General features: G+C 64.4%; 18 protein-coding genes, 3 tRNA genes and 2 pseudogenes. 19 read left to right on the top strand and 4 right to left on the bottom strand.

Annotated features, from left to right (window positions below; translation table 11 throughout):
- Positions 1-115 precede the first annotated feature (115 nt).
- The 3 genes from HPY67_11715 to HPY67_11705 all read right to left on the bottom strand — a co-directional run bounded on the left by HPY67_11715 (position 116) and on the right by HPY67_11705 (position 4,785).
- Positions 116-1,759 carry a response regulator gene (locus HPY67_11715; GenBank protein NPV05384.1) on the bottom strand — a complete coding sequence of 548 codons (1,644 nt, stop codon included), beginning with the start codon at positions 1,757-1,759 and terminating at the stop codon, positions 116-118.
- Between the two features lie 4 nt (positions 1,760-1,763).
- Positions 1,764-3,092 carry a replication-associated recombination protein A gene (locus HPY67_11710; protein NPV05383.1) on the bottom strand — a complete coding sequence of 443 codons (1,329 nt, stop codon included), beginning with the start codon at positions 3,090-3,092 and terminating at the stop codon, positions 1,764-1,766.
- A gap of 322 nt (positions 3,093-3,414) precedes the next feature.
- Complete coding sequence (locus HPY67_11705) at positions 3,415-4,785, bottom strand: TrpB-like pyridoxal phosphate-dependent enzyme (GenBank protein ID NPV05382.1); 1,371 nt, start codon at positions 4,783-4,785, stop codon at positions 3,415-3,417.
- Positions 4,786-5,299: 514 nt separating this feature from the next.
- Here HPY67_11705 and HPY67_11700 point away from each other — a divergent pair.
- Both HPY67_11700 and HPY67_11695 read left to right on the top strand, forming a co-directional pair.
- The gene (locus tag HPY67_11700; protein NPV05381.1) at positions 5,300-5,908 is read left to right on the top strand and encodes a threonylcarbamoyl-AMP synthase; all 609 of its coding nucleotides are present in this window, start codon (positions 5,300-5,302) and stop codon (positions 5,906-5,908) included.
- A gap of 40 nt (positions 5,909-5,948) precedes the next feature.
- Positions 5,949-7,718, top strand: a complete 1,770-nt coding sequence (locus HPY67_11695; GenBank protein ID NPV05380.1) for an Rne/Rng family ribonuclease — start codon at positions 5,949-5,951, stop codon at positions 7,716-7,718.
- 95 nt (positions 7,719-7,813) lie between these two features.
- On the opposite strand, the gene proC is transcribed toward HPY67_11695, so the two are convergent.
- A complete protein-coding gene (gene proC, locus HPY67_11690; protein NPV05379.1) occupies positions 7,814-8,632 on the bottom strand; it encodes a pyrroline-5-carboxylate reductase in 819 nt (272 codons plus the stop codon).
- A 246-nt stretch (positions 8,633-8,878) separates the two neighbouring features.
- Here proC and HPY67_11685 point away from each other — a divergent pair, with 246 nt between their 5' ends.
- From HPY67_11685 to HPY67_11605, 17 genes and pseudogenes are all read left to right on the top strand, one after another.
- Positions 8,879-9,181, top strand: coding sequence for a YggT family protein (locus HPY67_11685; protein NPV05378.1), 303 nt, complete (start codon positions 8,879-8,881; stop codon positions 9,179-9,181).
- Between the two features lie 12 nt (positions 9,182-9,193).
- The gene (locus tag HPY67_11680; protein ID NPV05377.1) at positions 9,194-11,797 is read left to right on the top strand and encodes a DivIVA domain-containing protein; all 2,604 of its coding nucleotides are present in this window, start codon (positions 9,194-9,196) and stop codon (positions 11,795-11,797) included.
- A gap of 158 nt (positions 11,798-11,955) precedes the next feature.
- Complete coding sequence (locus HPY67_11675; GenBank protein NPV05376.1) at positions 11,956-12,255, top strand: YggU family protein; 300 nt, start codon at positions 11,956-11,958, stop codon at positions 12,253-12,255.
- A gap of 81 nt (positions 12,256-12,336) precedes the next feature.
- On the top strand, positions 12,337-13,929 hold the full coding sequence (gene murJ, locus HPY67_11670) for a murein biosynthesis integral membrane protein MurJ (GenBank protein NPV05375.1): 1,593 nt from the start codon (positions 12,337-12,339) through the stop codon (positions 13,927-13,929).
- A 246-nt stretch (positions 13,930-14,175) separates the two neighbouring features.
- Positions 14,176-15,618, top strand: a pseudogene (locus HPY67_11665) (IS1182 family transposase).
- Positions 15,619-15,918: 300 nt separating this feature from the next.
- Entirely contained in the window at positions 15,919-17,199 is a 1,281-nt protein-coding gene (gene serS, locus HPY67_11660) for a serine--tRNA ligase (protein NPV05374.1), read from the top strand.
- Positions 17,200-17,266: 67 nt separating this feature from the next.
- Positions 17,267-17,352: transfer RNA gene (locus HPY67_11655), tRNA-Ser, on the top strand.
- Positions 17,353-17,509: 157 nt separating this feature from the next.
- Positions 17,510-17,604 (top strand) — tRNA-Ser (locus HPY67_11650).
- A 20-nt stretch (positions 17,605-17,624) separates the two neighbouring features.
- Positions 17,625-17,701 (top strand) — tRNA-Arg (locus HPY67_11645).
- 96 nt (positions 17,702-17,797) lie between these two features.
- Positions 17,798-18,106, top strand: a complete 309-nt coding sequence (locus HPY67_11640) for a nucleotidyltransferase family protein (GenBank protein ID NPV05373.1) — start codon at positions 17,798-17,800, stop codon at positions 18,104-18,106.
- Positions 18,093-18,443 (top strand): annotated as a pseudogene (locus tag HPY67_11635) (DUF86 domain-containing protein). The gene HPY67_11640 and the pseudogene HPY67_11635 overlap by 14 nt, the downstream one beginning before the upstream one ends.
- 543 nt (positions 18,444-18,986) lie before the next feature.
- Positions 18,987-19,535, top strand: coding sequence for a glycine zipper family protein (locus HPY67_11630; protein NPV05372.1), 549 nt, complete (start codon positions 18,987-18,989; stop codon positions 19,533-19,535).
- A 105-nt stretch (positions 19,536-19,640) separates the two neighbouring features.
- Complete coding sequence (locus HPY67_11625) at positions 19,641-20,072, top strand: hypothetical protein (GenBank protein NPV05371.1); 432 nt, start codon at positions 19,641-19,643, stop codon at positions 20,070-20,072.
- Positions 20,073-20,422: 350 nt separating this feature from the next.
- Complete coding sequence (pal, locus tag HPY67_11620; GenBank protein NPV05370.1) at positions 20,423-21,589, top strand: peptidoglycan-associated lipoprotein Pal; 1,167 nt, start codon at positions 20,423-20,425, stop codon at positions 21,587-21,589.
- 207 nt (positions 21,590-21,796) lie between these two features.
- Positions 21,797-23,155, top strand: coding sequence for a tetratricopeptide repeat protein (locus HPY67_11615; protein NPV05369.1), 1,359 nt, complete (start codon positions 21,797-21,799; stop codon positions 23,153-23,155).
- Positions 23,156-23,389: 234 nt separating this feature from the next.
- A complete protein-coding gene (locus tag HPY67_11610; protein NPV05368.1) occupies positions 23,390-24,472 on the top strand; it encodes a hypothetical protein in 1,083 nt (360 codons plus the stop codon).
- A 194-nt stretch (positions 24,473-24,666) separates the two neighbouring features.
- Positions 24,667-25,473: an NYN domain-containing protein gene (locus HPY67_11605; GenBank protein NPV05367.1), complete on the top strand. Its 807-nt coding sequence runs from the start codon at positions 24,667-24,669 to the stop codon at positions 25,471-25,473.
- The last annotated feature ends 64 nt before the right edge of the window (positions 25,474-25,537 follow it).

Here is a 25,537-nt window from a genome sequence, read left to right as displayed (position 1 = left end):
CCGGGCCTTCACAGAGGTTGAGAAGTTGAGACGGTGTGAAGGTGAGAAAAGAACGGGCTGAATCCCGATAACTGCTTCTTACCTTCTCACCCTCTTACCCTCTCAGATTCTTCTTTCAATCCCCCAGAGGGACCTCGTCCCTCTCCCCGTCGAGCACCTCGCGCACCTTCTTGAGCATGTCCTCGAGACGGTAGGGCTTCGCCATGAAGCCCGTCGCGCCCGCTTCCAGGATCCCCTGGACGGTCTGCGTCGCGGCGTAGCCGCTGGCGATGAGGACCTTCACCGACGGGTTCATCCGCAGGAGTTCCCGGAGGCATTTCTCGCCCCCCATCCCGGGCATGCCGAGATCGAGGATCACGAGATCGATCTCCCGCCCCCGCCGCGAGTACGTCTCGACGGCTTCCTCGCCGCTTCGCGCCATGAGCACCGTGTAGCCGAACTGCTCGAGGGTGTTCTGGCCGATGTCGAGGATGTCCGCCTCGTCATCGACGATGAGGATCGTCTCCGCCCCGCGGTAATCCGCCCGCTTGCGCGCCTCCTTCCCCGGGGCCGCCCCCGGCCGTTGCTGCGCCGGCAGGTAGATCCGGAAGGTCGTCCCCGCGGCCGGGCCGCTCTCGCAGAGGATCGCCCCGCGGTGGCTCTGGACGATGCCGTAGACGATGGCCAGCCCCAGCCCGATCCCCGATCCCACGCCCTTGGTCGTGTAGAAGGGCTCGAAGATCCGCTCCTGGGTGTCACGGTCCATGCCGTGGCCCGTGTCGCTGAAGGAGAGCTCCACGTAGGCCCCCGGCTTCAGGCCCGCGTGGTTGCGGCAGAAGGCCTCGTCGAGCCGGGTGTTGCGGGTTGCGATGACGATCTTGCCGCCGTCGGGCATGGCGTCCTTCGCGTTGATCCCGAGGTTGAACAGGACGTGCTCGAGCTGCACCGCGTCGCCGTCGATGGGGTGGAGGTCGGCGGCCAGCCGGAGCTCCGCCGCGATCGATTCGGGAATCGTCCGGGCCAGCGTCTTCTGGGCCTGGCGCACCACCTCGTTGAGATCGAGGGGCTCGAGCCGGCTCTCCTCCCGGCGGCTGAAGATGAGCAGCTGCTTCGTGAGCGCCGCCGCACGCTGTACAGAGCGCTCGATCTGCAGCAGCCAGCCCTGTTCCGTGCGGTCCCGGTCGCCGCGCATCATGAGGAGCTGGATGTAGCCCGAGATGCCCTGCAGGTGGTTGTTGAAGTCGTGGGCGATGCCGCCGGCAAGCGTGCCGACGGCCTCCATCTTCTTCGCGTACTGCAGCTGCGACTCGAGCTGCACCTGCCTCGTCACGTCCCGCATCAGGCACAGCACCGCGGGGCGCTCCTCCCAGGTGATCGGGACGGCGCGCACCTCGGCCTGGAACCCGTCCCCTCCCTTGCGCAGCGCCCCGAAGGCCAGCGTCCCCCGGAGGTTCTCGCCGTCGAGGATCCGGCGGTACCGGTCGAGCACCCGTTCACGGTCCTCCGGCCGGATGAGATCCGCGACGGGCACAGCGCCCAGTTCCTGGGCCGTGTAGCCCATGAGCGCCGTCATGGACGGGTTGGGGAATTTCACGCGGTCGTCCTGCACGATGAAGATCCCGTCGAGGATCTTCTCCACGAGGAGCCGGTAGCGCTCCTCCGACTCCTTCAGCGCCCGGGCGAGGGTGGCAAACTCCTTCTCCATCTCCTCGAGGTAACGGACGCGCTCGCGGAGCGCCGCGATCTCCCGGATGTACTGCTCCCTGTCAGGCCCCGTCACCGTCTCACTCCTCCCCCTTGTGCTTGGCGTCCCGGGCCGCCTGCTCCCGGATCCTCCGCCACTTCGTCAGCCGCTCCCGGATGACCTTCTCGTAGCCGCGGTCCGTCGGCGTGTAGTAGACCTGCCCCTGCAGGCTCTCCGGGAGATGGTCCTGGGGCACGAAGGCCTCCTCGTAATCGTGGGCGTACTTGTAGCCCTTCCCGTAGCCGAGATCGCGCATGAGACGCGTGGGCGCATTGCGGATGTGCAGGGGCACCGGCAGGGTTCCTGTCCGGCCGATGACGGCCTTCACCTTCCCGTAGGCACGGTAAACGGCGTTGCTCTTGGGCGCCGTGGCGAGATAGACCGCGGCCTGCGCGAGCGACAGCTCACCCTCGGGCAGCCCGATGAAGTGGAAGGCCTGCATGGCCGCCATGGCCACCGTGAGGGCCATGGGGTCGGCGTTGCCGATGTCCTCGGAGGCGAAGCGGATCATGCGCCGCGCGATGTAGAGGGGGTCCTCGCCCGCCTCGAGCATCCGCGCGAGCCAGTAGAGGGCCGCGTCGGGGTCGCTGCCCCGGAGGCTCTTGTGCAGGGCCGAGATGAGGTTGTAGTGCTCCTCGCCGGCCTTGTCGTACTGCAGGGCCTTGCGCTGCAGGGCCGTCTCGGCCATGGCCAGGGTGATCCGGCGGTCCCCCTCGCCCCTGCCTGCCGTCAGCGAGGCCGCCGCCTCGAGGTTGTTCAGGGCCGCCCGCGCATCACCGTCGGCGGCCCGGATCATGTGATCGAGCGCCTCGGGCTCGACCTCAATGGAGAGCCCGCCCAGGCCCCGCACGGGGTCCGCAAGCGCCCTCCGCAGGATCTCGGCAAGCTCCTCCTCGGTGAAGGGCCGAAGGACCATCACGCGGGTCCGGGACAGCAGAGGCGAGATGACCTCGAAGGAGGGGTTTTCGGTCGTGGCGCCGATCAGGGTGATGAGGCCGCTCTCCACGTGGGGCAGGAACGCGTCCTGCTGGGCCTTGTTGAAGCGGTGGATCTCGTCGACGAAGAGGATCGTCCTGCGGCCCGTCGTCTCGAGCTCGGCGCGGGCCTCGTCGATGACGGCCCGGATCTCCTTGACGCCGGAGAGCACCGCCGAAAAGGTGGTGAAGCGGGATTTCGTCTCGCCGGCGATGAGGCGGGCCAGGGTGGTCTTCCCGGAACCGGGCGGCCCCCAGAAGATCATGGAGAAGAGCCGGTCTTCCTCGATGGCCTTGCGCAGCAGCCCCCCTTTTTCCAGGATGTGCGACTGGCCGACGTATTCCCCCAGGGTCTCCGGCCGCATGCGGTCCGCCAGGGGGCGGGCGTTTCGCATGCGATCTTCGGGGGCATCCGCCCGTTCCAGGGGGCTATTTTGTCCGCTCTTCCTCAATTCCGCTATTCCGCTTTCGGCAGGATCAAGCCTTGCGGCCGCGCACGGGCACCGCACGGGACCGGCAGCAGCCGCAAACCCGCCGGGGAAAGGCCCCGCGGGCGGCGAAACAATAGCACGTCTTGCGGCGAAACACAATCTCACCGGGCCCGGGCAGGCGGCGCGGCAGGCAGAAACTCCCCCTGCCCTGCCTGGCGCAGAAATGAAAATCCCCCTCTTTCCCCCTTTTTGACAAAGGGGGATGCAAGGGGGATTCGCCTTTCGCCTATCTCTCAATGCACTTCGGGTGGCTCTCGATCGCCTTGAGTGCCCGCCGGATCTCCTCGTCGGGCAGCTCGTAGGCCGACAGCTTCCCTGCAAAGTAGGCTTCGTAAGAGGCCAGGTCGACGAGACCGTGCCCGCTGTAGTTGAACAGGATGACCTTCTCCGTGCCCGCTTCCTTGGCCCGCTTCGCCTCGTCCACGACGGCGGCGATGGCGTGCGTCGTCTCCGGCGCGGGGATGAACCCCTCGGTCCTGGCCCACAGAACGCCGGCCTCGAAGGTGTCGAGCTGATGGTAGGCCCGGGCCTCGATGAGGCCCTTCTTCAGCATATGGCTCACGATGGGCGCCATGCCGTGGTAACGGAGCCCGCCGGCATGGATGGGCGCCGGGATGAAGTCATGCCCGAGGGTGTGCATGGCCAGAAGGGGGGTCGTCTTGGCCACGTCCCCGAAGTCGTAGGCGAAGGGCCCCTTTGTCAGCGTCGGGCAGGACGACGGCTCCGAGGCGATGACGTGCACCTGTTTGCCGTGAATCTTGTCCTGGACGAAGGGGAGGCTCACCCCGGCGAAATTGCTCCCGCCGCCGGCGCAGCCGATGACCACGTCGGGGTACTTCCCGATCTTCTCGAACTGCCTCTTCGCCTCGAGGCCGATGATCGTCTGGTGCAGCAGGACGTGGTTCAGGACGCTCCCGAGGGAGTAGCGGGAGTCCTTGTTCGTGACGGCGTCCTCGATGGCCTCGCTGATGGCGATGCCGAGGCTGCCGGGACAGTCGGGGTCCTGGGCAAGGATGTTGCGCCCCGCCTGCGTCCGGTCGCTGGGGCTGGGGATGCACTCGGCGCCCCAGGTCTGCATCATCATGCGCCGGTAGGGCTTCTGGTCGTAGCTGACGCGGACCATGTAGACCCGGCACTCCAGGTCGAACATGCGGCAGGCCATGGACAGCGCGCTTCCCCACTGGCCGGCGCCCGTCTCGGTCGCGAGACGCTTGATGCCGTAGGCCTTGTTGTAGTAGGCCTGGGCCACGGCCGTGTTGGGCTTGTGAGAGCCGGGGGGGCTCACGCTCTCGTCCTTGTAGTAGATCTGGACGGGGCACCCGAGGGCCTTCTCGAAGTTGCGCGCCCGCCGCAACGGCGTCGGCCGCCACAGGAGGTATTTGTCCAGAACCGCCTCGGGGATCGTGATCCAGCGCTCCGGGCTCATCTCCTGCTCGACGAGGTTCATGGGGAAGATGGCCTGCATGTCCTCGGGCCGGATCGGCTGGCCCGTCCCCGGGTGCAGCGGGGGGTTCATGGGTCCCGGAAGATCCGCCAGGACGTTGTACCATTGCCGGGGGATCTCCGCATCGCTGAGCATGATCTTTCTCTCTTCCATTGCCGTTGCCTCCTTCAGACTCGGTTCGTTCGTTTATTCGTCCACTTCGTTTTTTTCCGTGCAGCCCCATCCTCGATCCCCGTCTCCCCGGCGCGGGAGAGGGTCAGGGCAAGGGGGAATAACAGAAAAGCCATGGGAGATTTCCCATGGCTTTCTCATACCCGGTCGGCCATGGGTGATTCTCCTCACCCACGGCCCCTTGTGTCAATAAGAGGGCCCCGCGGGCAGGGTCCTGTCGCCCCGCCACCACCAGCCGAAGGTGTTGATTGCAAATAATCTCTTCATAATACGCCAAGCCTGCCTGCCCCTTATCACAGGCAATCCCCGCTGTCAAGCCATTAACGCGGTGCCTGCGATTCCCGTCAAACCGCGTGGCGGCGGCCCTCCCGGGCCCTGCGGTGGGCGCTCCGGACGGGCCGCGGGGGCCCGCGAAGCGCCAGAATCTGCTTATTTTATTGAAAAAACGGTGTTTTTCTGATAAAAAAACGCTGCCTACGAGAGATGGCCCGAACCTATGCTCCTGTCCATCAACGAGAAGAACCCGCAGATCCGGCTGATCCGCAAGGCCGTCGAGGTGCTGCGCAACGGGGGGATCATCGTCTACCCCACGGACACGGTCTACGGAATCGGCTGCGACCTCTACAACAAGCGGGCGATCGAGAAGATTTACGAGATCAAGCGCCGCAGCCAGAAGCAGCCCTTCAGCTTCATCTGTGCCGACCTGAGGGACATCAGCCAGTACGCCATCGTCTCCAATTACGCCTACAAGACCATGAAGAGGCTGTTGCCGGGGCCCTACACGTTCATCCTGCCCGCGTCGCGTCTCGTCCCGAAGATCCTCATGACGAAGCGCCAGACGACGGGCATCCGGGTCCCCGCGAACGAAATCTGTCTGTCGCTCGTGCGCGAGCTGGGCCACCCCATCATCAGCACCAGCGCCTCGACGGACAAGGACGAAATCCTGAGCGACCCGGAGGAGATCCGGAAGCGCTACGGGCACGCCGTGGAACTCATCCTCGACGCGGGCATTCTCGCATCGGAGAAGTCCAGCATCATCAGCCTCGTGGACGACGTCCCCGAGGTGATACGCGCCGGGAAGGGCGACGTGAGCGAGTTTCTGTGATGCCCGGTCAACCCGGTGGGGTCAGAGAGGAAACCGGTACATGAAGAAGATCATGCTCATCAACGCCGTGGACCAGGAGCTGAGCCGGATGGCCGTCCTCGAGAGCGGCAAGCTCGTGGAGTACAACATCCAGATGTCGGCCCGCGAGCCCATCACGGGGAACATCTACAAGGCGGTGGTTCTCAAGGTGGAGCGGGGCCTCCAGGCGGCCTTCGTGGACTACGGGGCCAAGAAGCACGGCTTTCTGCCCCTGCACGACGTGAGCCCCGAGTACTTCCGCACCGAGGACGAGGGCGGGGAGGAGGGCCACCGGCACCGCCGGCCGCACCTCAAGAGCGGCCAGGAGATCCTCGTCCAGGTGGTCCGCGAGGAGAAGGACCACAAGGGCGCGATGCTGACGACCTACATCTCGCTGCCCGGCCGCTACATCGTCCTGATGCCGAACCGGCAGAGCACGGGCATCTCCCGCAAGATCGACGACGACGAGTCGCGCAAGAACCTCATGGCGCTCATGGAGCAGATCGCGGCCGAGGACCGCGTGGGCTTCATCGTGCGCACGGCGGGGATGAACCGCACCAAGCAGGAGCTCTCGCGGGACTACTACGTGCTGCTCAAGATCTGGCGGGACATCGAGAAGAAGGCCAAGGAGGTCCAGGCCCCGGCGCTGATCCACCAGGAGGGCGACTTCGGCGTGCGCTCGCTGCGCGACTACTTTACCAGCGATATCCAGGAGATCCTCGTGGACGACCTGGAGACGTACCGCAAGATGCGCGCCTACATCAACACGGTGGCGCCCCGCAACGTGAAGATGATCAAGCTCTACCAGGAAAAGACGCCGCTGTTCGACCGCTACCACCTGGAGCCGCAGATCGACGCCATCTACAAGGAGCGGGTCGAGCTCAAGAGCGGCGGCTACCTCATCATCAACCCCACGGAAGCGATGATCACGATCGACGTCAACTCGGGAAGGGCCTCGGACCGCCGCGACGTCGAGGAGACCGCCTTCCGGGCCAACCTCGAGGCGGCCGAGGAGATCGCCCGGCAGCTGCGGCTGCGCGACCTCGGGGGCCTCATCGTCATCGACTTCATCGACATGAAGGACCGCAAGCACATCGCCGAGGTCGAGAAGGCCTTCAAGAAGGCCCTGAGCCTCGACCGCGCCCGGACCCAGATCTCGCGCATCTCCAAGTTCGGGATGATGGAGCTCTCCCGCCAGCGCAAGAAGTCCAACATCCAGGAGATCAGCCACATCACGTGCCCGCACTGCAAGGGCGCCGGCATGCGGCCCTCGCTGGAGTATGCGGCCCTGAGCACCTTCCGCAAGATCCGCCTCAACGTCCTGAAGGGCACCTACTCGAGCGTCCGGATCACGCTGCCCCACGAGATCGCCAACTACCTCCTGAACCAGAAGCGCAGCGACATCGTGGAGCTCGAGAACGCCCACAACGTCTCGATCCACATCTCCGGCAACCCCGACATGCTCTGGGAGGAGGCGAAGTTCGAGTTCGTCGAGCGCGAGCACATCCCGCTGCCCGCCCCGGAGGCCGAGGAGGAAAAGGGCGATGAGGCGAAGGCCGAGGGTGCGCCCGGCGAGGCGGGCCGGGGGACGCGAAAGAGGCGCTCGCGGCGCGGGCGCCGCCGGTCCGGCGAGCGGAGGGAGGACCAGGAGCGGGATGCGGAGCAGGCCCCCGCGGAGGCGCAGCCGGCCCCCGAGCCCAAGCCCGAGGAGCCCGCGCGCCAGGAGCCGCAGGATGAGAAGAAGTCCGGCGGCGGGATCATCACGAGGATTTACGACATCTTCAAGTTCTAGGCGAAAGACATCGGGCAGAAGGCGAGAGGCCAAAACAAACCCCCTGCAGCACTGCTGTCAGGGGGTTTTCTTTCTCTCCGTCGCTTTGCGAAACCCTATTTCCCCTTCCCCAGCTCCCTCGAGCGCAGGGTCGCCGCCTCGACGGCCGAGATGAGGGCCGAGCGGAGCCCGCCCTCCTCCAGGGCCTGGATGCCGGCGATCGTCGTCCCGCCGGGCGAGGTCACCATGTCCCGCAGCTCGCCGGGATGCTTGCCGCTGTCGAGAACCAGCCTGGCCGCCCCGAGGAGGGTCTGGGCCGCCAGCTTCACGGCCACGTCCCGGGGCAGGCCCATGAGCACGCCCCCGTCGGACAGGGCGTCGATGACGATGAACCCGTAGGCCGGGCCGCTGCCGGAGAGCCCCGTCACCGTGTCCATGAGGTCTTCCTTGACGACGACCGTCAGGCCGAGGGCGTCGAAGATCTCCCGCGCCGCCGCCAGGTCGGCCCCGGAGGCCGCATCGCCGGCCGCCAGCGCCGCCGCCCCCTCGCCGACGAGGGCCGGCGTGTTGGGCATGACCCGTACGATGGGCACGTCCTTCTTGAGGTGCTCGGCGATGAAGCGGATGGGGATGCCCGCGGCGATCGAGATGACGAGCTTCTTGCGGTCGATCACGGGCGCCAGCTCCTTGAGCACATCGCCCATGCCCTGCGGCTTGACGGCCAGGATGACGATGTCGGCTTCCCGGGCGGCCTTGCGGTTGTCATCCGTCACGCCGACGGCGTACTTGCCCTTCAGGTAGGCAAGCCGGTCGGGAACGATGTCGGTCACGGTCACGCCCGCGGGCTGGGCCAGGCCGGCCTTGAGGATGCCGCCGGCAATGACCTCCCCCATCTTCCCCCCGCCGATGACGACAATCTTCTTTGCCTTCATGATCTTAGCTCCCTCCTATTTTTATCCGCCCAGCCGGGCCGATGTCCCCCCGTCTGGCATGAATCTTGTTACTACCTCCTCATGGCACCGGACTGCCCGCCCGGGTGCAGGCGGGAAACCGGGATGGCCCCGCGGAGGCCGCCTCCGGGAAATCCCGCACCGGGTGCGGGTTTCCGCCAGAATATAAGCCTTGACATTTGCGAACTCAACTTTTATTTTCGGCCTTCTGTTTCTTTCGAAGGGTAGGCGATGTTCCTTGTGGCCAATTTTATAGAGGCCTTTGCCAGGATCCTTGACGTGGCGCTGAGCCTCTATACCTGGGTGATCATCATCCGGGCCCTTCTGTCCTGGGTGAACCCCGACCCCTACAACCCCATTGTCCAGTTCCTCTACCGGGCAACGGAGCCGGTCCTGCGGCCGGTGAGGCGGTGGCTGCCCTTCGGAAACATCGGTATCGACCTGTCGCCCGTCATCGTCATCGCGGCGATCATGTTTCTGCAGTATTTCCTGGTCCCGAGCCTGATCCAGATGGCGTTCAAGCTCCGGTCCTGATGGATGGCGTTTGTGAAGATTTCCCCGAAAGACATCCGGCAGCGGCAGTTCAAGAAGGGCTTCACGGGATACGACCCCGAGGAGGTCGGCTCCTACATGAAGGCCATCGCCGCCGAGCTGGAGCGGCAGATCGAGCAGAACGCGCGCCTCACGGAGCTCATCGCCGACCTGGAGAAGAAGCTCACCGTCCTGAAGGTCAAGAAGATCTTCGGCGGCAAGGAAAAGGGCGAGGACCTCCCGCCCGAGGTCAAGAAAGACGTCGAGCAGATCCTCGCCGACGCGAAGGCCAAGGCCGAGGAGATGGTCAACGCGGCGAAGGCCGAGTCCGACGCGCTACGGGCCAAGATCAAGGAGGATACCGCCAGGGAGTTCGAGAAGCAGTACGGGCAGATGCTCGAGGAGGCCCGCGCCCACCAGCTCAAGACCCAGCTGCTGCAGCTCCAGGCCGAGGAAAACTACAACAACACCGTCGCCCAGGCAAAGGCGAAGGCCGAGGAACTCGTCAGGGAAGCCACGGCGAGACGCGACGAGCTCGCGGCCCGGATCCGCGAGGAGTACCGCGCCGAGGCGGAGAGGCTCATGGCCGAGGCGAGGGCCCGGGCGGCGAAAATGCTGGAGGAGGCCCGCAGCGAGGCTGCCGCGCTCGGGTCGGCGATGAGCCTGGAAGGGGCCCAGCAGCAGGCAAGCGAGATCATCGACGAGGCCAGGGCCCGGGCGAAGGAGATCGTCGGCGCGGCGGGCCGGGAGGCGGAGGCCCTTGCCGCCCGGCAGATGGAGACCGCCCGGAAGGAGATCGATCGGGCAAAGGCCGACGCCGAGCAGATCCTCAAGAAGGCCCGCGAAGAGGCCGCCGTCCTCAAGGAGACGCAGAGGGCGGAGCTGGCCGGGGAGATCGAGCAGAAGGCAAGAGCCCTGCTCGCCGAGGCGCAGGCCCAGGCCGAGAAGATCGTCAAGGACGCCGAGTCGAAGGCGAAGGACATCGAACCGAAGGCTGCGGAGCTTCTCTCCGGCGCCCGGGCCCAGGCCGAAAAGATCCTCAAGGACGCCGAAACGGCGGCCTCGGAACTCAAGAGACGGCAGGAAGAGGTCCTGGTCAAGGAACTCAAGGCGAAACGCCAGGAGATGGTCAGCCAGGCCCAGGCCGAGGCGGAGTCGATCCTCAAGAAGGCCCGGGAGGAGGCCGAAAATCTGAAAAGCCGGCAGAAGGAGCAGCCGCGGGAGGACGACCCGCTGGCCAAGGAGCTCATCGCCGACGCCCAGAAGCGGGCCGAGAAGATCGTCAAGGACGCCGAGGCCCAGGCGGCCGAGCTCATGGCCCGGCAGCAGGAGATCGTCGAGAAGACCTTCGAGGAGAAGCGCAAGGAGCTCTTCGACCAGGCCAAGGCCGACGCCGAGAGAGCCGTCGTCGAGGCCCGCAAGGAGGCCGAGGCGATCCGGGCGAGGATGAAGGCGGAGGCCGTCGACGCCGCGCACAAGGAGTACAAGGCCATCCTGGAAAAGGCCGGGGCCGACGCCGATGCGCTCCTGAAGGACGCCGGTGGGCTCCTGGCGGCGCAGGGCAAGGCCAAGGAAGCGGAAAAGAAAGCGGCCGAGCTTCTCGAGGAGGCGAAGAAAAAGGCCGACGACATCATCAACCGCGCCATGATCGAGGCGGAGGCCCACCGGGCGAAGCTGCAGGAGGACCTGGCGAAGGAAGCGGAGAGGAAAACGAAGGACATGCTTGCCCAGGCGCAGGCGCAGACCGAGCAGCTCCTTGCCGCAGCAAGGGCCGAGGCGGAGAACCAGAGCCGCAAGTGGAAGGAAGAGGCCCTGAAGGACGCCGAGAAGAAGGGCCGGGATCTCATCGCCCAGGCGCAGGCCCAGACCGAGCAGCTCCTCGCTGCAGCAAGGGCCGAGGCGGAGAACCAAAGCCGCAAGTGGAAGGAAGAGGCCCTGAAGGACGCCGAGAAGAAGGGCCGCGATCTCATCGCCCAGGCGCAGGCCCAGGCCGAGAAGATCCTCAACGAGGCCGCCGCACAGGCGACGGCCCAGAAGGGAAAGCTCGAGGAGGAAAACAGGAAGGCCCTCGAGGCGCTGCTCGCAGACGCGAAGGCCAGGGCCGAAAAGATTCTCAAGGAGGCCGAGAGCCAGGCGGCGGCGCTGAAGGCCAGGCTCGCCGAGGAGGGCAGGAAGGAGCAGGAGCGGATCATCGCCGAGGCGAAGGCCCAGGCCGACGAGTACCTGAAAAAGGCACAGGCCGAGACCGACCAGGACAAGGCGAAGAAGGCCGCCGAGGGTCAGGCGGCGGGGCAGAACCTCCAGGCCCTCCGCAACGAGGTCGAGATCCTCACCGAGGAGATCGAGAAGCTCAAGAACCTCAAGGCCTGGCACGAGAAGGACTTCTTCTCGTTCCTCACCTTCAACCTCGAACTGCTCGAGACCTGGAAGAAGGGCCTCGACATCCCCATCCCCGTCAACACGGGCCGCTCCGAGGCGGACAACCTCCGCGGCGAGATCAAGAAGCTCTCCAACATCAAGAACCAGCTCGAGAAGTACTTCGAGTCCTTCATGGACTTCAACCAAAAACTGCTCGAGGCGATGAAGAAGGGGAGCGCCGACTGGGACGGCATGCAGTAAACATAGGGCTGGTGAAAACCACCCATCTGCGGCGTTGTCCTCGCTCCTCGTCGTTCATGTAACGACAACGCACACTCGCTCCTCGGACTTTCGGACGCCTTGCAACCGGGTATTTTTGACCAGCCCGCAGGATATCCCTCCGACACAGACCGAAGCTTATGATCGCGATCAAGGAAACAGCCGCCGGCGTGCAGTTTGCCGTCCGCGTGGTCCCCGGGGCCTCGAGGAACGAGGTGGCGGGCGTGCAGGACGATGCCCTGAAGGTACGCCTCGCGGCCCCCGCCGTCGAGGGGAAGGCCAACCGGGCCTGTATCGATTTCCTGGCCGGCCTGCTCGGCGTGCGCCGCTCGTCCCTCGCCATCGCCTCGGGCGAGAAGTCCCGCAAGAAGACCGTCGCCGTCGAGGGGATCTCCCGCCGGGAGCTGGAGGCACGCCTGGAGGACCTCCTGGGGGGCTGATCCGCGAATCGAAGAAGTTGCACCGGGCCCTCATCTGTGCTTGACGCGGGTGAGGGTCCTTCTATAATGGGCCGCGACACCATGGAACCCATCCAGCCCACCCATGAAACCGAGAACCGCCGCGTTGCGAAAGCCGCGGGCGTGGTGGGATCGGCCACGATGCTCTCCCGCGTGTTCGGGTTCATCCGCGACGTCGTCGTTGCCCGCTACTTCGGCGCGGGGCTTGCCACCGACGCCTTCTTCGTCGCCTTCCGCATCCCGAACCTGCTGCGGCGCCTCTTCGCCGAGGGCTCGCTCACCATCGCCTTCGTGCCGGTCTTCACCGAGTACCTCAAGACGAAATCCCGCGAGGAGGCCTACGAGCTGGCCCAGGTGGCCTTCACGCTCCTGTCGGCCATCTTGGTCGTCGTCTCGGTCGCGGGCGTGCTGCTCTCGCCCGCCATCGTCACCCTGATGGCCCCGGGCTTCCGGGCCGCACCGGACAAGTACGCCCTCACGGTGCTCCTGACGCGCATCATGTTCCCCTACATCTTCTTCATCGCCCTGGTGGCCCTGTGCATGGGGATCCTCAACTCACTGCGGCACTTCGCCACGCCCGCCCTGTCGCCCGTCATCCTGAACCTCTGCATGATCGCGGCGGCACTCACCCTGCGGGATTTTTTCGCCGAGCCCATCGTGGCGCTGGCCGTCGGGGTCATGATCGGTGGGTTTTTGCAGCTCGCCGTGCAGCTGCCCGTGCTCTTCCGGCTGGGGGTTACTCTCAGGCCCGATTTCCGGTTCGGGCACGAGGGCGTGCGCCGCATCGGGGTGCTCATGCTGCCCGCGGCCTTCGGCGCCGCCGTTTACCAGATCAACATCTTCATCAGCACGCTGCTGGCCTCGTTCCTGCCCGAGGGCAGCGTCTCCTTTCTCTACTACGCCGACCGCATCGTGGAGCTGCCCCTGGGGATCTTCGGCATCGCAATCGGCACGGCGGCCCTGCCGAGCTTCTCCGACCAGGTGGCCCGCGGGCAGTACGGCGAGATGAAGCGGACGATCTCCTTCTCACTGCGCCTCATGCTCTTCATCACCGTCCCCGCCATGGTCGGGATCATCGCCCTGCAGGAGCCCATCATCTCGGTGCTGTTCCAGCGCGGCGAGTTCGACCCGCGCTCGGCGGTGCTCACGGCGCAGGCCCTCTTCTGGTACACGGTGGGCCTCTGGGCCTTCTCCACCATCCGCGTCGTCGTGGCCGCCTTCTATGCCCTGCAGGACACGAAGACCCCCGTCCAGATCGCCGTCGTGGCCCTCGTCGTCAACACCGTGTGCAGCGTGGCCCTCATGTTCCCCATGCAGCACAACGGCCTTGCCTTCGCCACCTCCATCGCCTCGGCCGTCAACGTCCTCACGCTGGGCTGGCTGCTGAAGAAGCGGATCGGGGCGTTTCTCGACGCCGCGTTCTGGGGTTCCGTAGCCCGCGTCGCTGCCGCGGCCGCCGTCATGTGGGTCGCCGTGGCCCTGACCACGCACGCCCTGGGCTGGGACGTGACGGCGCCCTTCCGGCAGCGCCTCACGGTTCTCGCGGCGGGGATCGCCATCGGGATCGCCGTTTTTTCAGCCTGCGCCGTCGCCCTTCGCTGCCCGGAGATGACGACGCTCGCCGGCATGGTCCGCCGCAGGCTCGGCCGCCGCTAGCCCCTGCGCCGCCTGCATTCCGGGATAAAATGTTTGACCTTAACGTGGCGAAGTGATAAGGGAAATTGACTTCTGAAGCGTCTTTTCCGCCTTGCAGCCTGCTTTCCTGACGGGGATGCTCTGCCTGATCGTCCCCCTCTCCCCCGAGAGGCTGTGTCGCAATAGGGAGTAGGGGCTGAGTTCTTTGACAAAAAAATATCCGTAACGCACCTCGAAGGATCGCCAACCCCGGCCCGGTGTGCTAGAGTGCTCCGCGAAAGGAGATGCGCTCATGCCTATCGAACCGGCGACCGTCTGCAACTGGGGCTGCTGCCCGCCAGCATCGAGGACTACGTGTCCCCCGAGGACCCGGTACGGGCCTACGATGCCTTCGTGGAGGCCTTGGATCTGCCGCAACTGGGCATCGAGGTGGACCCCAACCAGGTCGGCAACGCCGCCTACGATCCGCGCGCGATGCTCAAGCTGCTGGTCTACGGCTACTCCTACGGGGTACGCAGTTCCCGCAAGCTCGAACGGGAGTGCCACCACAACCTGGCCTTTGTGTGGCTGATGGCCGGGCTGAGGCCCGACCACAAGACCATCGCGGAGTTTAGGCGCAACCACAAGGCGGCCCTCAAGCAGGTGCTCCGGCACTGCGCCCGGCTCTGCATCAAGCTCGACCTAATCGCGGGCAACGTGCTGTTTGTCGACGGCACAAAGATCCGGGCCAATGCCTCACGCTACCGCAGCCATGACCGGGCCTGGTACGAGAAGAAGCTGGCCGATCTGGATCGGCGCATCGAGCAGCTGTTGCAGGACTGCGAGGCCATCGACCGCCGGGAGCGGCACATGGACTCGTACGTGGCGATGCGAAAGGACCTTGCCCAGACGAACACGCTCAAGGACCGGGTCCAGGAGGCCCTGCGGGGCTTCGAGGGAGGCAGCCACCGGCACGTCAACCTCACCGACCCGGACTGCGCCCTGATGAAGAGCGTCCAGGGCAGCCACGCGGCCTACAACGTCCAGTTGGTGGTGGATGACAAGCAGGGGCTTCTGCTGCAGGCCGATGCCGTCGAAGAGACCAGTGATGTCAACCAGTTCGCCCGGCAGATCGAGGCCGCCAACGCGCTGCTGGAGAGTCCCTGCGAGACGGCCTGCGCCGATGCCGGCTATGCCGACACGGCGGAGCTCGAGAAGATCGACCGCCAGGGGATCCGAGTGATCGTGCCTTCACAGCGGCAGGCGAGGAAAGAGCCGGAAAAGCCGTTCAGCAAAAGCCATTTTGCGTATGACCCAGAGCAAGATGACTACAGCTGCCCTGAAGGTCACAGGCTCCGGTATGAATCGACGGAAAAACGCACGGGCAAGCGGCACTACGTGATCACCGACGCGGCCATCTGCCACGCGTGCCGGCACTACGGGAGCTGCACCCAGGCGCGCAGGGGGCGCAAGATCATCCGGCTGCCCAACGAAGAGGTTAAGCTCAGGCTGGAGGCCCAGTACGAGGAGGCCGCCTCGCAGGCCGTCTACGAGAGGCGCAAAACCCGGGCCGAGCATCCCTTCGGGCACATCAAGCGCAACCTCAAGGTCGATGCCTTCCTGCTACGGGGGCTCGAGGGGGCGCGAGCCGAGGTCTCGATGCTGGCCAGTTGCTTCAATGTGGCTCGCCTGATCTCGCTGCTCGGGGTCAACGGGCTCATCGAGAGGCTCCGGGCCCTCGGAAGGCCCTGCTTGCACCGGCATGAGGCTCAACGGCGCTCTTCAAAGGGCCCTGAACCATCAAAACCTGCCCGACAGACCGTGCGCGGATAGACGTTACGGATATTTTGTTGTCAAAGAACGGGTAAACAACTCGTCCCTTCTTGACTGTTGCGACACAGCCTCCGACGGGAGAGGGCCGGGAGGAGGGTGAAAATCCCCCTGCCCTTTCGGGGTCGAGGATCGGACTGGGGGTGGGTTTCTCGAACTTTTCACCGGCCTCTCCAACGAGAGCAAGGGGGATTACAGGACATGCTGGACATCAAATTCCTTCGCGAGAACACCGAACTCGTCCGCCGCAAGATGCTCGAGCGCGGCCAGGAGATCGACTTTGCGCCCTTCATCAACGCCGAGAAGCGCCGCCGTGACATCCTCCAGGAGGTCGAGGCCCTTCGGGGCGAGCGCAACAAGGCCTCCAAGGAAATCGGGGCCCTGAAGAAGGAAAAGAAGGACGCCTCGGAGCTCGTCGCAAGGATGGCAAGCATCTCCGAGCGGATCAAAAGCCTCGACGCGGAGCTCGCCCAGGTGGAGGCCGACATCCAGAACTTCGTCATGATCGTCCCCAACATCCAGCACGACTCCGTCGAGTACGGCACCAGCTCCGAGGACAACCCGGTCGTGCGCCACTGGGGCGAAAAGCCCGTCTTCGACTTCGAGCCCAAGCCCCACTGGGACATCGGCGAGAACCTGAAAATCCTCGACTTCGCCTGCGGCGCGAAGATCACGGGGGCGCGCTTCACCGTCTACAGGGGCTGGGGCGCCAGGCTCGAGCGGGCCCTCTTCAACTACATGCTCGACCTGCACACCTCCCAGCACACCTACACGGAGGTCCTCACGCCCTTCATGGTCAACAAGGAGAGCATGACCGGAACGGGGCAGCTGCCGAAGTTCGAACAGGACCTCTTCAAGATCCAGGGCATGGACTACTACCTCATCCCCACGGCCGAGGTGCCCGTGACGAACATCCACCGCGACGAGATCCTCAGCGAGAAGGACCTGCCCATTTACTACGTGGCCTACTCGCCCTGCTTCCGCAGCGAGGCGGGCTCCTACGGCAAGGACACCCGCGGCCTGATCCGCCAGCACCAGTTCAACAAGGTGGAGCTCGTGAAGTTCACGACCCCCGAGACCTCCTACGACGAACTCGAGAAGCTCACCCTCGACGCCGAGGACATCCTCAAGACCCTGGGCCTGCACTTCCGCACGGTGAGCCTCTGCACGGCCGACCTGGGCTTCTCCTCGGCCAAGACCTACGACCTCGAGGTGTGGCTGCCCGGCCAGAACGTCTACCGCGAGATCTCCTCGTGCAGCAACTTCGAGGACTTCCAGGCCCGCCGGGCCTCGATCCGCTTCCGGCGGGAGGGCACCGGCAAGGTGGAGTTCGTCCACACCCTCAACGGCTCGGGCCTTGCCGTGGGCCGGACGGTCGTGGCCATTCTCGAGAACTACCAGCAGAGGGACGGCAGCGTCGTCATTCCCGAACCCCTGCGGCCCTACATGAAAGGCATTGACAGAATACCCGCCGGCGGGTAATATGCCGTTTTCCAAAACGGGTATCCTGCCGGCCAGACCCGGCCGGTTGCATGGAACGGGCAAAGCCGGAGGGATGGCCGAGTGGTCTAAGGCGGCGGTCTTGAAAACCGTTAACCGAAAGGTTCGCGGGTTCGAATCCTGCTCCCTCCGCCAGAATAGAACATACACCCATCTGTTTGGGCTGGCGCCTCCCTTCCAGAGAAGAGGCCACCGCCGAGACTCCTCTCCCTCGACGGGAGGGCACCTCCCAAACACCTCTCCTTGACGGGAGAGGCCGGGTGAGGGTGAAAATAGAGGCCGATCGACGCGCGGAGAGATGCCAGAGAGGCCGAATGGGTTCGCCTGCTAAGCGAATGTACGCCCTTTAAAGGTGTACCGGGGGTTCGAATCCCCCTCTCTCCGCCATTTTTACAACCGAACCAAGCGCGCCCTTAGCTCAGTTGGATAGAGCGTTGGACTACGAATCCAAAGGTCCTAGGTTCGAGCCCTAGAGGGCGCGCCAGAAAACGAGAAGGGGTTGCGAGATTTTCATTGCCCGCAGCCCCTTTTTTTATGTATTTTTCCTTCAGATATAAACACTTATACAATAAGAAAGTAAATGCAAACAAAGATTCGCATATCCATCCCGGCAGACGAGATCAACTCATTCTGCAAGAGAAATCACATTCGCAAACTTTCCTTCTTCGGCTCCGTTCTCAGGGATGATTTCAAGCCTACGAGCGACGTCGACGTGCTGGTGGAATTCGAGCCGGGGCAGACCGTAGGTTTCTTCCGTCTTGCTGAAATGGAAATGGAACTATCCAGCATCCTGGGGCGCAAGGTGGATCTGCGGACGCCGATGGAGTTAAGCCGATATTTCCGACAGGACGTTCTTGATAGTGCAAAGGTCGCATATGCTGAAGGCTGATCTTGTTCGCGTACGCCACATGCTGGATGCCGCAAGAGATGCAATTGCTTTTTCCGCGAGCAAAACCCGCCACGATTTGGACACCGACAGGATGCTCGTTCTGTCCCTGGTCAAGTCTATAGAAATCATCGGGGAAGCAGCATCGTGAGTATCCAAAGAATCAAGAGAACGATCTCCCGAAATCCCCTGGGCAGTCATCGTTGCCATGCGGAATCGGCTCATCCATGCTTACTATGACGTCGACCTCGATCGTGTTTGGGACACGATCACGAGCGACCTACCACCGCTTATCTTTTCGCTTGAAAATCTGCTCAAGAAAGAAAACAAGCCCGCTTAAGATCCCTGGACCGAATCTTGGAGGACAAGTGAGCCACATCAAGGGATTATCCGAACCTGAATAATCCCTTTTCGCATTTGTGGCCCGATGGTCTTCTGCGGCCCTCGACCTGCCGGCCCGGCCCTCAATCCCTGCAGAACAGAGTAAGGCGAATCCGCAACTGTCAGGGAAGCCCCCAATCTCTCCATCAGTACATGGTCTTGCAGGCATGTCGAGGCTCTCCCGCGGCATAATGCACGTTTGCCAACAATGCTTCGAGCTGATCCCACCGTTCCTCGCTCAGTTCACTGGGTCCGGCATGCCCCCTGCGACTGCGTGGAGACGTTGGTCATGAGAAAATATCCGGGGGAGAAAATTGTTTACTTGCTGCATCCGACCGGGGGACGAATGTCAGTGGGGACAGGCAAGAAATAGGTAATGTAAAATTCCCGGCTTTCTGTATAATGAAACATCTATTCGTGACGTTATTCCCGGCCCCTGCAACCCGGTGAAGCAACAGGGTGGCTTCAGCGGCAGATCGCCAGGCGTGGATAAATGACGGATATGGAAGATTGGGCAGCACGAGATCCCAAAAGGAGGGCGACCATGCAAAAGAAGAAGTTGATTTTCCTGACGGCGTTGGTTCTCGTCGTCATGGCAGCGCAGCATGCCGCGGCGCAGCATCTAAACTTTATCATCTACCCCGCCAGGGGACAGAGCCAACAGCAGTTGCAGCAGGACAGGATTGAATGCCAGACCTGGGCCACGCAACAGACCGGTTTCGATCCCCTCGCGATGCCTACGGCCACGGCGCCGCCACCGCCTGGTGCCCAGGGAAGCGCCGTCGGCGGCGCCGTCAGAGGCGGTGCCGTCGGTGCGGCCACCGGCCTGGCGATCGGGTCACTCTCCGGCGATGCGGGCCGTGGGGCGGCCACGGGGGCCATCGCGGGCGGCGTGTTCGGCGGGTTGAGCTCCCATTCGCGGCAGCAGGACGCCCAGCGGGCACAGCAGCAGTGGGCCAACCAGCAGGCCTCGCAGCACATGCAGCAGCGCAACGCGTTCGACCGGGCCTTCACCGCGTGTATGACCGGCAGGGGCTATACGGTGCACTAGGTTGTCCGCCGGGGTTACCGGCGGCAGGTTCTTGAGCATCATCGTTGACCGGGCCTGCCGTCCGGCAGGGCAAGCAGGAATTGCAGAAGACCAGTGGAGGCCTTTATGAGAAATCTAACGATTCTGTGCGTCGCATTGATCCTGTCGGCCGGCATGGCGCCGGCCGCAGCGGCAGGGGACTTTGACGGTTCCAAGCCGCTCCTCTGCTCCGTCATGACCGTCGTCGAAAGCTCGCCGACCATGAATCTCGTGGTCAATCCGGAAAGCATCGGCATGCCGCTGTTTCTCAAGGTGGACGTCGCCAAGAAGAAGGTCTGGCCGGCCATGGACAAGGAAGGCAAGCGCGTCAGCGAGATCAAGCGGGTGGACCGCCTCGACGGGATGCTGATCCTGCAGGGAGCCGATGCGGGCATCGCGGACAAGAGGGACGGCACGGGATGGTCGGCAACGATTTCCGGGGAAACGGGGAAATTCACCTGGACGGCGGCGGGCGAGCAGGTGGCGTATGTCATCTTCGGCGCCTGCCTGCCCCAGTAGGGTCTTCCGTCGGCAGGGATAACCCCTGGCGAAACAGGAGTCGTTCCGCTCGAGGGAGATTCGTAAACGGGAAGACGGGCACAAGACACGTCGGGTGCAAGCGCGCAATCCAATGCTGGACAAACGAGAAAGGGGGTATCCGTAAGGAAGTTGCCGGTGCTGTGCATCGCCGTCATCCCTCGGGAAAGGCGATGCAGGTCAAGGTTGACAAGAGCATGAAGGGGTCCATCAGGCTGAAGAGGGGCGACGGCATCGTCCTGACGCTGACCGGGGCCCCGGCGATTGCGGCCGTGAGACCCTGAGCGGTTCCTGATCCGACATGAATGAGGAGAAAAAAAGGAGGTAAAGAGATGAGAAGCAAATGGCTCCTGGTGATCGTTGCGCTCGTTGCGCTGGTGGGGCTCAGCGGCTGTGCGACGGTTATCAAACCGGTCCCGGCGCAGGATCTCAACCCGAAGCTGAAATCCGGCGCGCTGGTTCAGAAGACGAACAACTTTCAGGTGATCCTGGACACGTCGGCCTCCATGGATGAGCCGTACACGTGGAAGCATTTCGAGTACACCAGCCCAATGCAGACGACAAAGCTGGAGTACCAGCAGCACCTGGCCCGGCTGTTCAATGACACGATCCCGGACATGAAGCTTACGGCAGGTCTGCGCGATTTTGCCGGCAGGCGTTGGCTCACGCGCAACTTCGACACGAAGCTCTGGTACGGGATGTCGCCCTGGGTGAGGGCGGATCTGGGCAAGGCGATCTTTGCGGTGAACACGGCCGGCGTGGAGAGCCCGCTCGACCTGGCGCTCGATGCGGCCACGCTGGATTTGAAGCCGCTGGCGGGCAAGTCCGCCGTGATCATTTTCTCGGACGGGCTTGACATGCCGAAGGCGGTGGCCTCGGCGCAGGCGATGAAGGCGGCGCTGAAGGACAACGTGTGCATTTACGCGGTTTTGATCGGCCCGGACCGCATGACGATCGAGGAGCCGAAGGGCGAAGGTAGGGCGCTGCTCGAGAAAGTCGTGAAGGCCGGCGATTGCGGGGTGATGGTGAGCGGCAAGGACGTGGAGACGGCGGCCGGCATGGCGGCCTTTGTCGAGAGGGTCTTCCTCGGACCTCCTCCCCCTCAGCCTCCTCCTGCGCCGCCGGCGCCGGTGGTGGTCCCGCCGGCGGTCACGCCTCCCGCTGTGCCGGAGAAGCTCGAGTCGATCTACTTCGATTTCGACAAGTACGTGATCAAGCCCGAGTTCCGCGATGCGCTGAAGCGCAACGCCGAATGGCTGCGGGAAAACCCCAACGCGAAAGTGGTCATCGAGGGCAATTGCGACGAGCGCGGGACCAACGAGTACAACATGGCGCTGGGCCAGCGCAGGGCCGACGCCGCGGCGAAGTACCTGATCGACCTCGGCATTGCGAAGGACCGCGTGAGCACGGTGAGCTTCGGCGAGGAGAAGCCGATCTGCACGGAGTCCAACGAGGCCTGCTGGTCCAAGAACAGAAGGGATGACTTCCGCGTGAAGTGATCTGCACAGGAGGATAACCCTTGAGACAAAAAGAGGGTCCCGCGCTGTGCGCGAGACCCTCTTTTCGTATTGTCTTGCGCCGTGGGGAGGATCGGGCTCCTCTCCGGGCACTTTGATTGAGGTCAGGGAAACTCGTGGTAAGCGCCGGCCCGGGCCGCAGGGCGCGGTGTCCGTGCGGGCGCCGCAGCATCAGCAGGAGCAGGAGAGATGAGGCTGTTTCATGCGGTTCGTTGCAGATGCCCTTTGTGTCGGCGTCCGCGCCGCCTGCGCGGCCTGTGCGCGGTGGCCGTCGCCGTGTGCCTGATCGCTGCGCATCCGGCGTTTGCCGCCGAACCGGACCTTGCCCGCGCCGAGACGCTCCTTCGCGAGGGCCGCTACCAGGAGGCATACGATCTGCTCGCGCCCTACGAAGAAGCCCGCAGGGGCGACGCCGCGTACAACGCGCTGCTCGGCCGGGCCGCGCTGAAGACAAACCGCGCGGACAAGGCGCGGACGCTTCTCGAGCGGAGCCTTGCGGCGGCCCCGGACTCGGTCGACGCGCACCTGGGGCTGGGCCGCGCCTATCTCGCCCTGGGCAACTATGCGCGGGCCAAGATCGAGTTCGAGACCGTGCTGCGCTTCGACGACCTGCCGCCCGACCTGCACCGGCAGGCCGAGATCTACGCCGAGGCGGCGCAGGGCTATGCCGAGGGCAAGCGCCTGCTCGCCAACGGCTACGCGATAGCGGGCCTCGGCAACTACCGCGTGAATGCCACGGCCGGCACGGATGCGTTCGGCGGGAGCGACACCGAATACAACTTCTTCAGCGCACGGGTCGGCGGCGGGCTGCACCGTGCGCTCGCCGACGGTTACGCGCTGACCGGCAGCCTGGACTACCGCTTCCGGCACTACGACGACCCCGACCGCCGGAACGACTCCGACCTGCGCTGGAACAGCGCCGTCAGCCGCACGCTCGGCGCGGGCAACCTGGCCGGCGGCCTGAGGGGCCGGGTGAGCTACCGGGGCAACGGCAGCTACCGCAACGACTACGGCCTCCACGGCGACCACCGCTACCGCCTCGACCCCGACAACCAGTTCAGGCTGGGCGCAGAGTACCGGCGCCGCGCCTACCCGGACGGCCCGCTGCGCGCCCGAAGCCGCGACATCGCCGAGCTGACCGGCAGCTGGACCTATTCGCTGCCGGAGGGCAAGGCGGGCGTGACCCTGGATGCCTTCGGCGGTCGCGAACTCGCCCTTTACGACCGCCCCGACGGCGACAACAACTTCTTCGGCTTGTCGGCAACGCTGAACTTCACCCTCACCGAGAAGCTCGGGGGGTTCGTGTTCGGCCGGTGGCAGAACGACCGCTACAACATCGAACGCCTCAACGTCGGCCCCGCCGACGAGATCCTGGGCATCACCACGCGCAACGACGACCTGTACGAGGCCGGCGGCGGCCTGACCTGGCAGTTCGCACCGGGCTGGTCGCTCAACCCGGAAATTCTCTACAGCCGCGATAGGAGCAACATCCTGGCGGTCAATTACAGCTCGACCGAAATCTGGATGACGCTGCGCAAGGACTTCTAGCGGGCGCATGTCAGGTTCGAGACCTTCCCGGGCTCCGTCGCGGGGGGCGTGCCCGCCGTGACCGTGGCGACGGCGCGTGATCGAGGTGGCCGGCGGGGGCAGACGAGTCGCCCGGCAGGCAGACGTGATGGCGCCTGCCGATCGGCCGTCCGCCGGGACCCGAAAAGGGGATGCCCCGCGCGGGCACGGACTCGAAGTTGCCCGGGGCTTCGGAAAAGGAGAAAGGAGGTTCCCATGGTCCGGATTCGATCGGGGAAAATACTCGTGTACCGGCTCTACGATGTCGCGCTCGAGATCAACCTGCCGGGCGTGGAGGAGAGGCTCCGCGAGGAGGCAAGACGGCTGAAGATCGAGCGCAAGCCCCGCAGCAAGGCCCTCGAATTCTCCAACCCGCCCGTCGTGTTTCAGCTCAAGGGCACCGAGTGGGAGTCAGGGGGGCGACGGCTTGCCGTGAACGTCCACGGCAAGGCGTACGACTTCGGCGTCCTCAGCATCATCCTCGAGATTCCCGTGCAAGACATCACCCTGTCCGAATTCGAGGAGACGGCCGCTGCCGTGTCGGAGTCGGAGACCCTGCGGGAAGAGTCGCGCAGGCATCTCAACCAGACGATTTCGGCCCTGGGCGGCGCGCTTGTGGGACTCAACGTGAGCCGCTTCGAGGAGGACTACACCGTCTTTTTCATCGAGGCCCTGGAACCGGCCATGGGCGCAGACGATTTTCTTCGGCACTACGACGTGTCCCGCCTCCTGTACGGAGAGCGGAAGACCCTCAGCGGCCACCTGCGGGAGGAACTCCTGCAGTACCGGTACTCCTACTTCGAGGACGACCTGGTCATTTTGAACTGGGACAACGCGCTGGTGGTCGAGCCGTCGGGAAGCATGGATATCGCCGACATCTTGGAATTCGCCATCGCCCAGCTCCTGGAGCTCCGGTACTACGATGACGTGGTGGACAGGGAGCTGAGCACCATTCAGAGGGACATCTCGGAAAGGGGCGCCCTGTCGATCTGGAGAATCAAGAAATACGAGAGGCTGGCCGCCGCGGTGATGAAGACGATCACCGAGCTGATGGGCATCACGGAAAAGATCGACTCGGCCCTCAAGGTCACGGAGGACGCGTACTACGCCAAGATCTATCTCGCCGCCCTGAGGCTGTTCCGCGTCAAGGACTGGGAGGGCAGCATCGAGAAGAAGCTCGACATCGTGTCGAACACCTACGACATGCTCAGCCAGAGCATCGCGATCAAGCGCTCGGAAATCCTGTCCCTGGTGATCGTGATCCTGATCGCCATCGAGATCGTCATCTTCATCAAGTGACGGATCCCGATGGCACTTCTCCCGGTTCGTTGATGGACATCAGGGGGATGGGTTGGGTGGCACAGGCCCCGGAACCGGTCCCCGAGGGGGCGGCTCCGCACGAATGATTTGCCGAATCGTTCAAACTGGGGTATGGTCAGGATAACGCTGCGCAAGGGCCATACCCCTCACGCCGCCGGAAAAGAGGAGTTACCATGGTACCCCCGAGATCGGTCGAAAAAGCGGAATCCGAAGAGCATCCCGTACGCCTGGCGGTGCTCATCGACGCCGACAATGCGCAGGCCGCCGTCATCGAGGGCCTTCTCGCGGAAATCGCGCGATTCGGCGAAGCGACCGTGCGGCGCATTTACGGGGATTTCACCGCCCCGACGAGCGCATCGTGGAAGAAGGTGCTGCAGCGCTACGCCATCAAGCCGGTTCAGCAGTTCGCCTACACCACCGGGAAGAACGTCACGGACAGCACGCTGATCATCGACGCGATGGACCTGCTCTACACGCGCAAGTTCGACGGGTTCTGCCTGATCACGAGCGACAGCGATTTCACGGGTCTGGCGATGCGGCTGCGCGAGGAGGGTCTCATCGTTCTCGGGTTCGGCGAGAAGAAGACGCCGGAGGCGTTCCGTAACGCCTGTCATAAATTCGTCTTCACGGAGGTCCTTCGTCAGAATACGTCAGCCCGGCTGGCCGGGCAGCGCTCGAGATCGAAAGGCGAGAAGAAGCCCGCGGCGCCCCAGGCCCCCGCAAAGACGGCGGAGACCACCCATGACTTTCCCAAGGAATTCGTCCTGACGGCGCTCGAGCAGTCGACGGACGACGCGGGCTGGGCCCAACTGGGCACCTTCGGGAGCTACCTGACCAAGCTGCAGCCCGATTTCGACCCCAGGCTCTACGGCTACAAGAAGCTCTCGGATCTCGTCAGGGCGAGGACGGACCTCTTCGTGACGGAAGAGCGAAGGGCGCCGGGATCGACGCAGAAGGTCCTGTACCTTCGCGCGAAATAGCCCTCGCGCCCGGCAACCGGCACGAGTGGCCGGCGATAGACCCTCAAGCGGACGACCCGCTTGC

It is taken from the genome of Syntrophaceae bacterium (assembly GCA_013177795.1).
GTDB lineage: Bacteria > Desulfobacterota > Syntrophia > Syntrophales > UBA2192 > UBA2192.
Note: the sequence above shows the minus strand (reverse complement) of the source record. Positions and strands in the feature narration are given on the sequence as shown.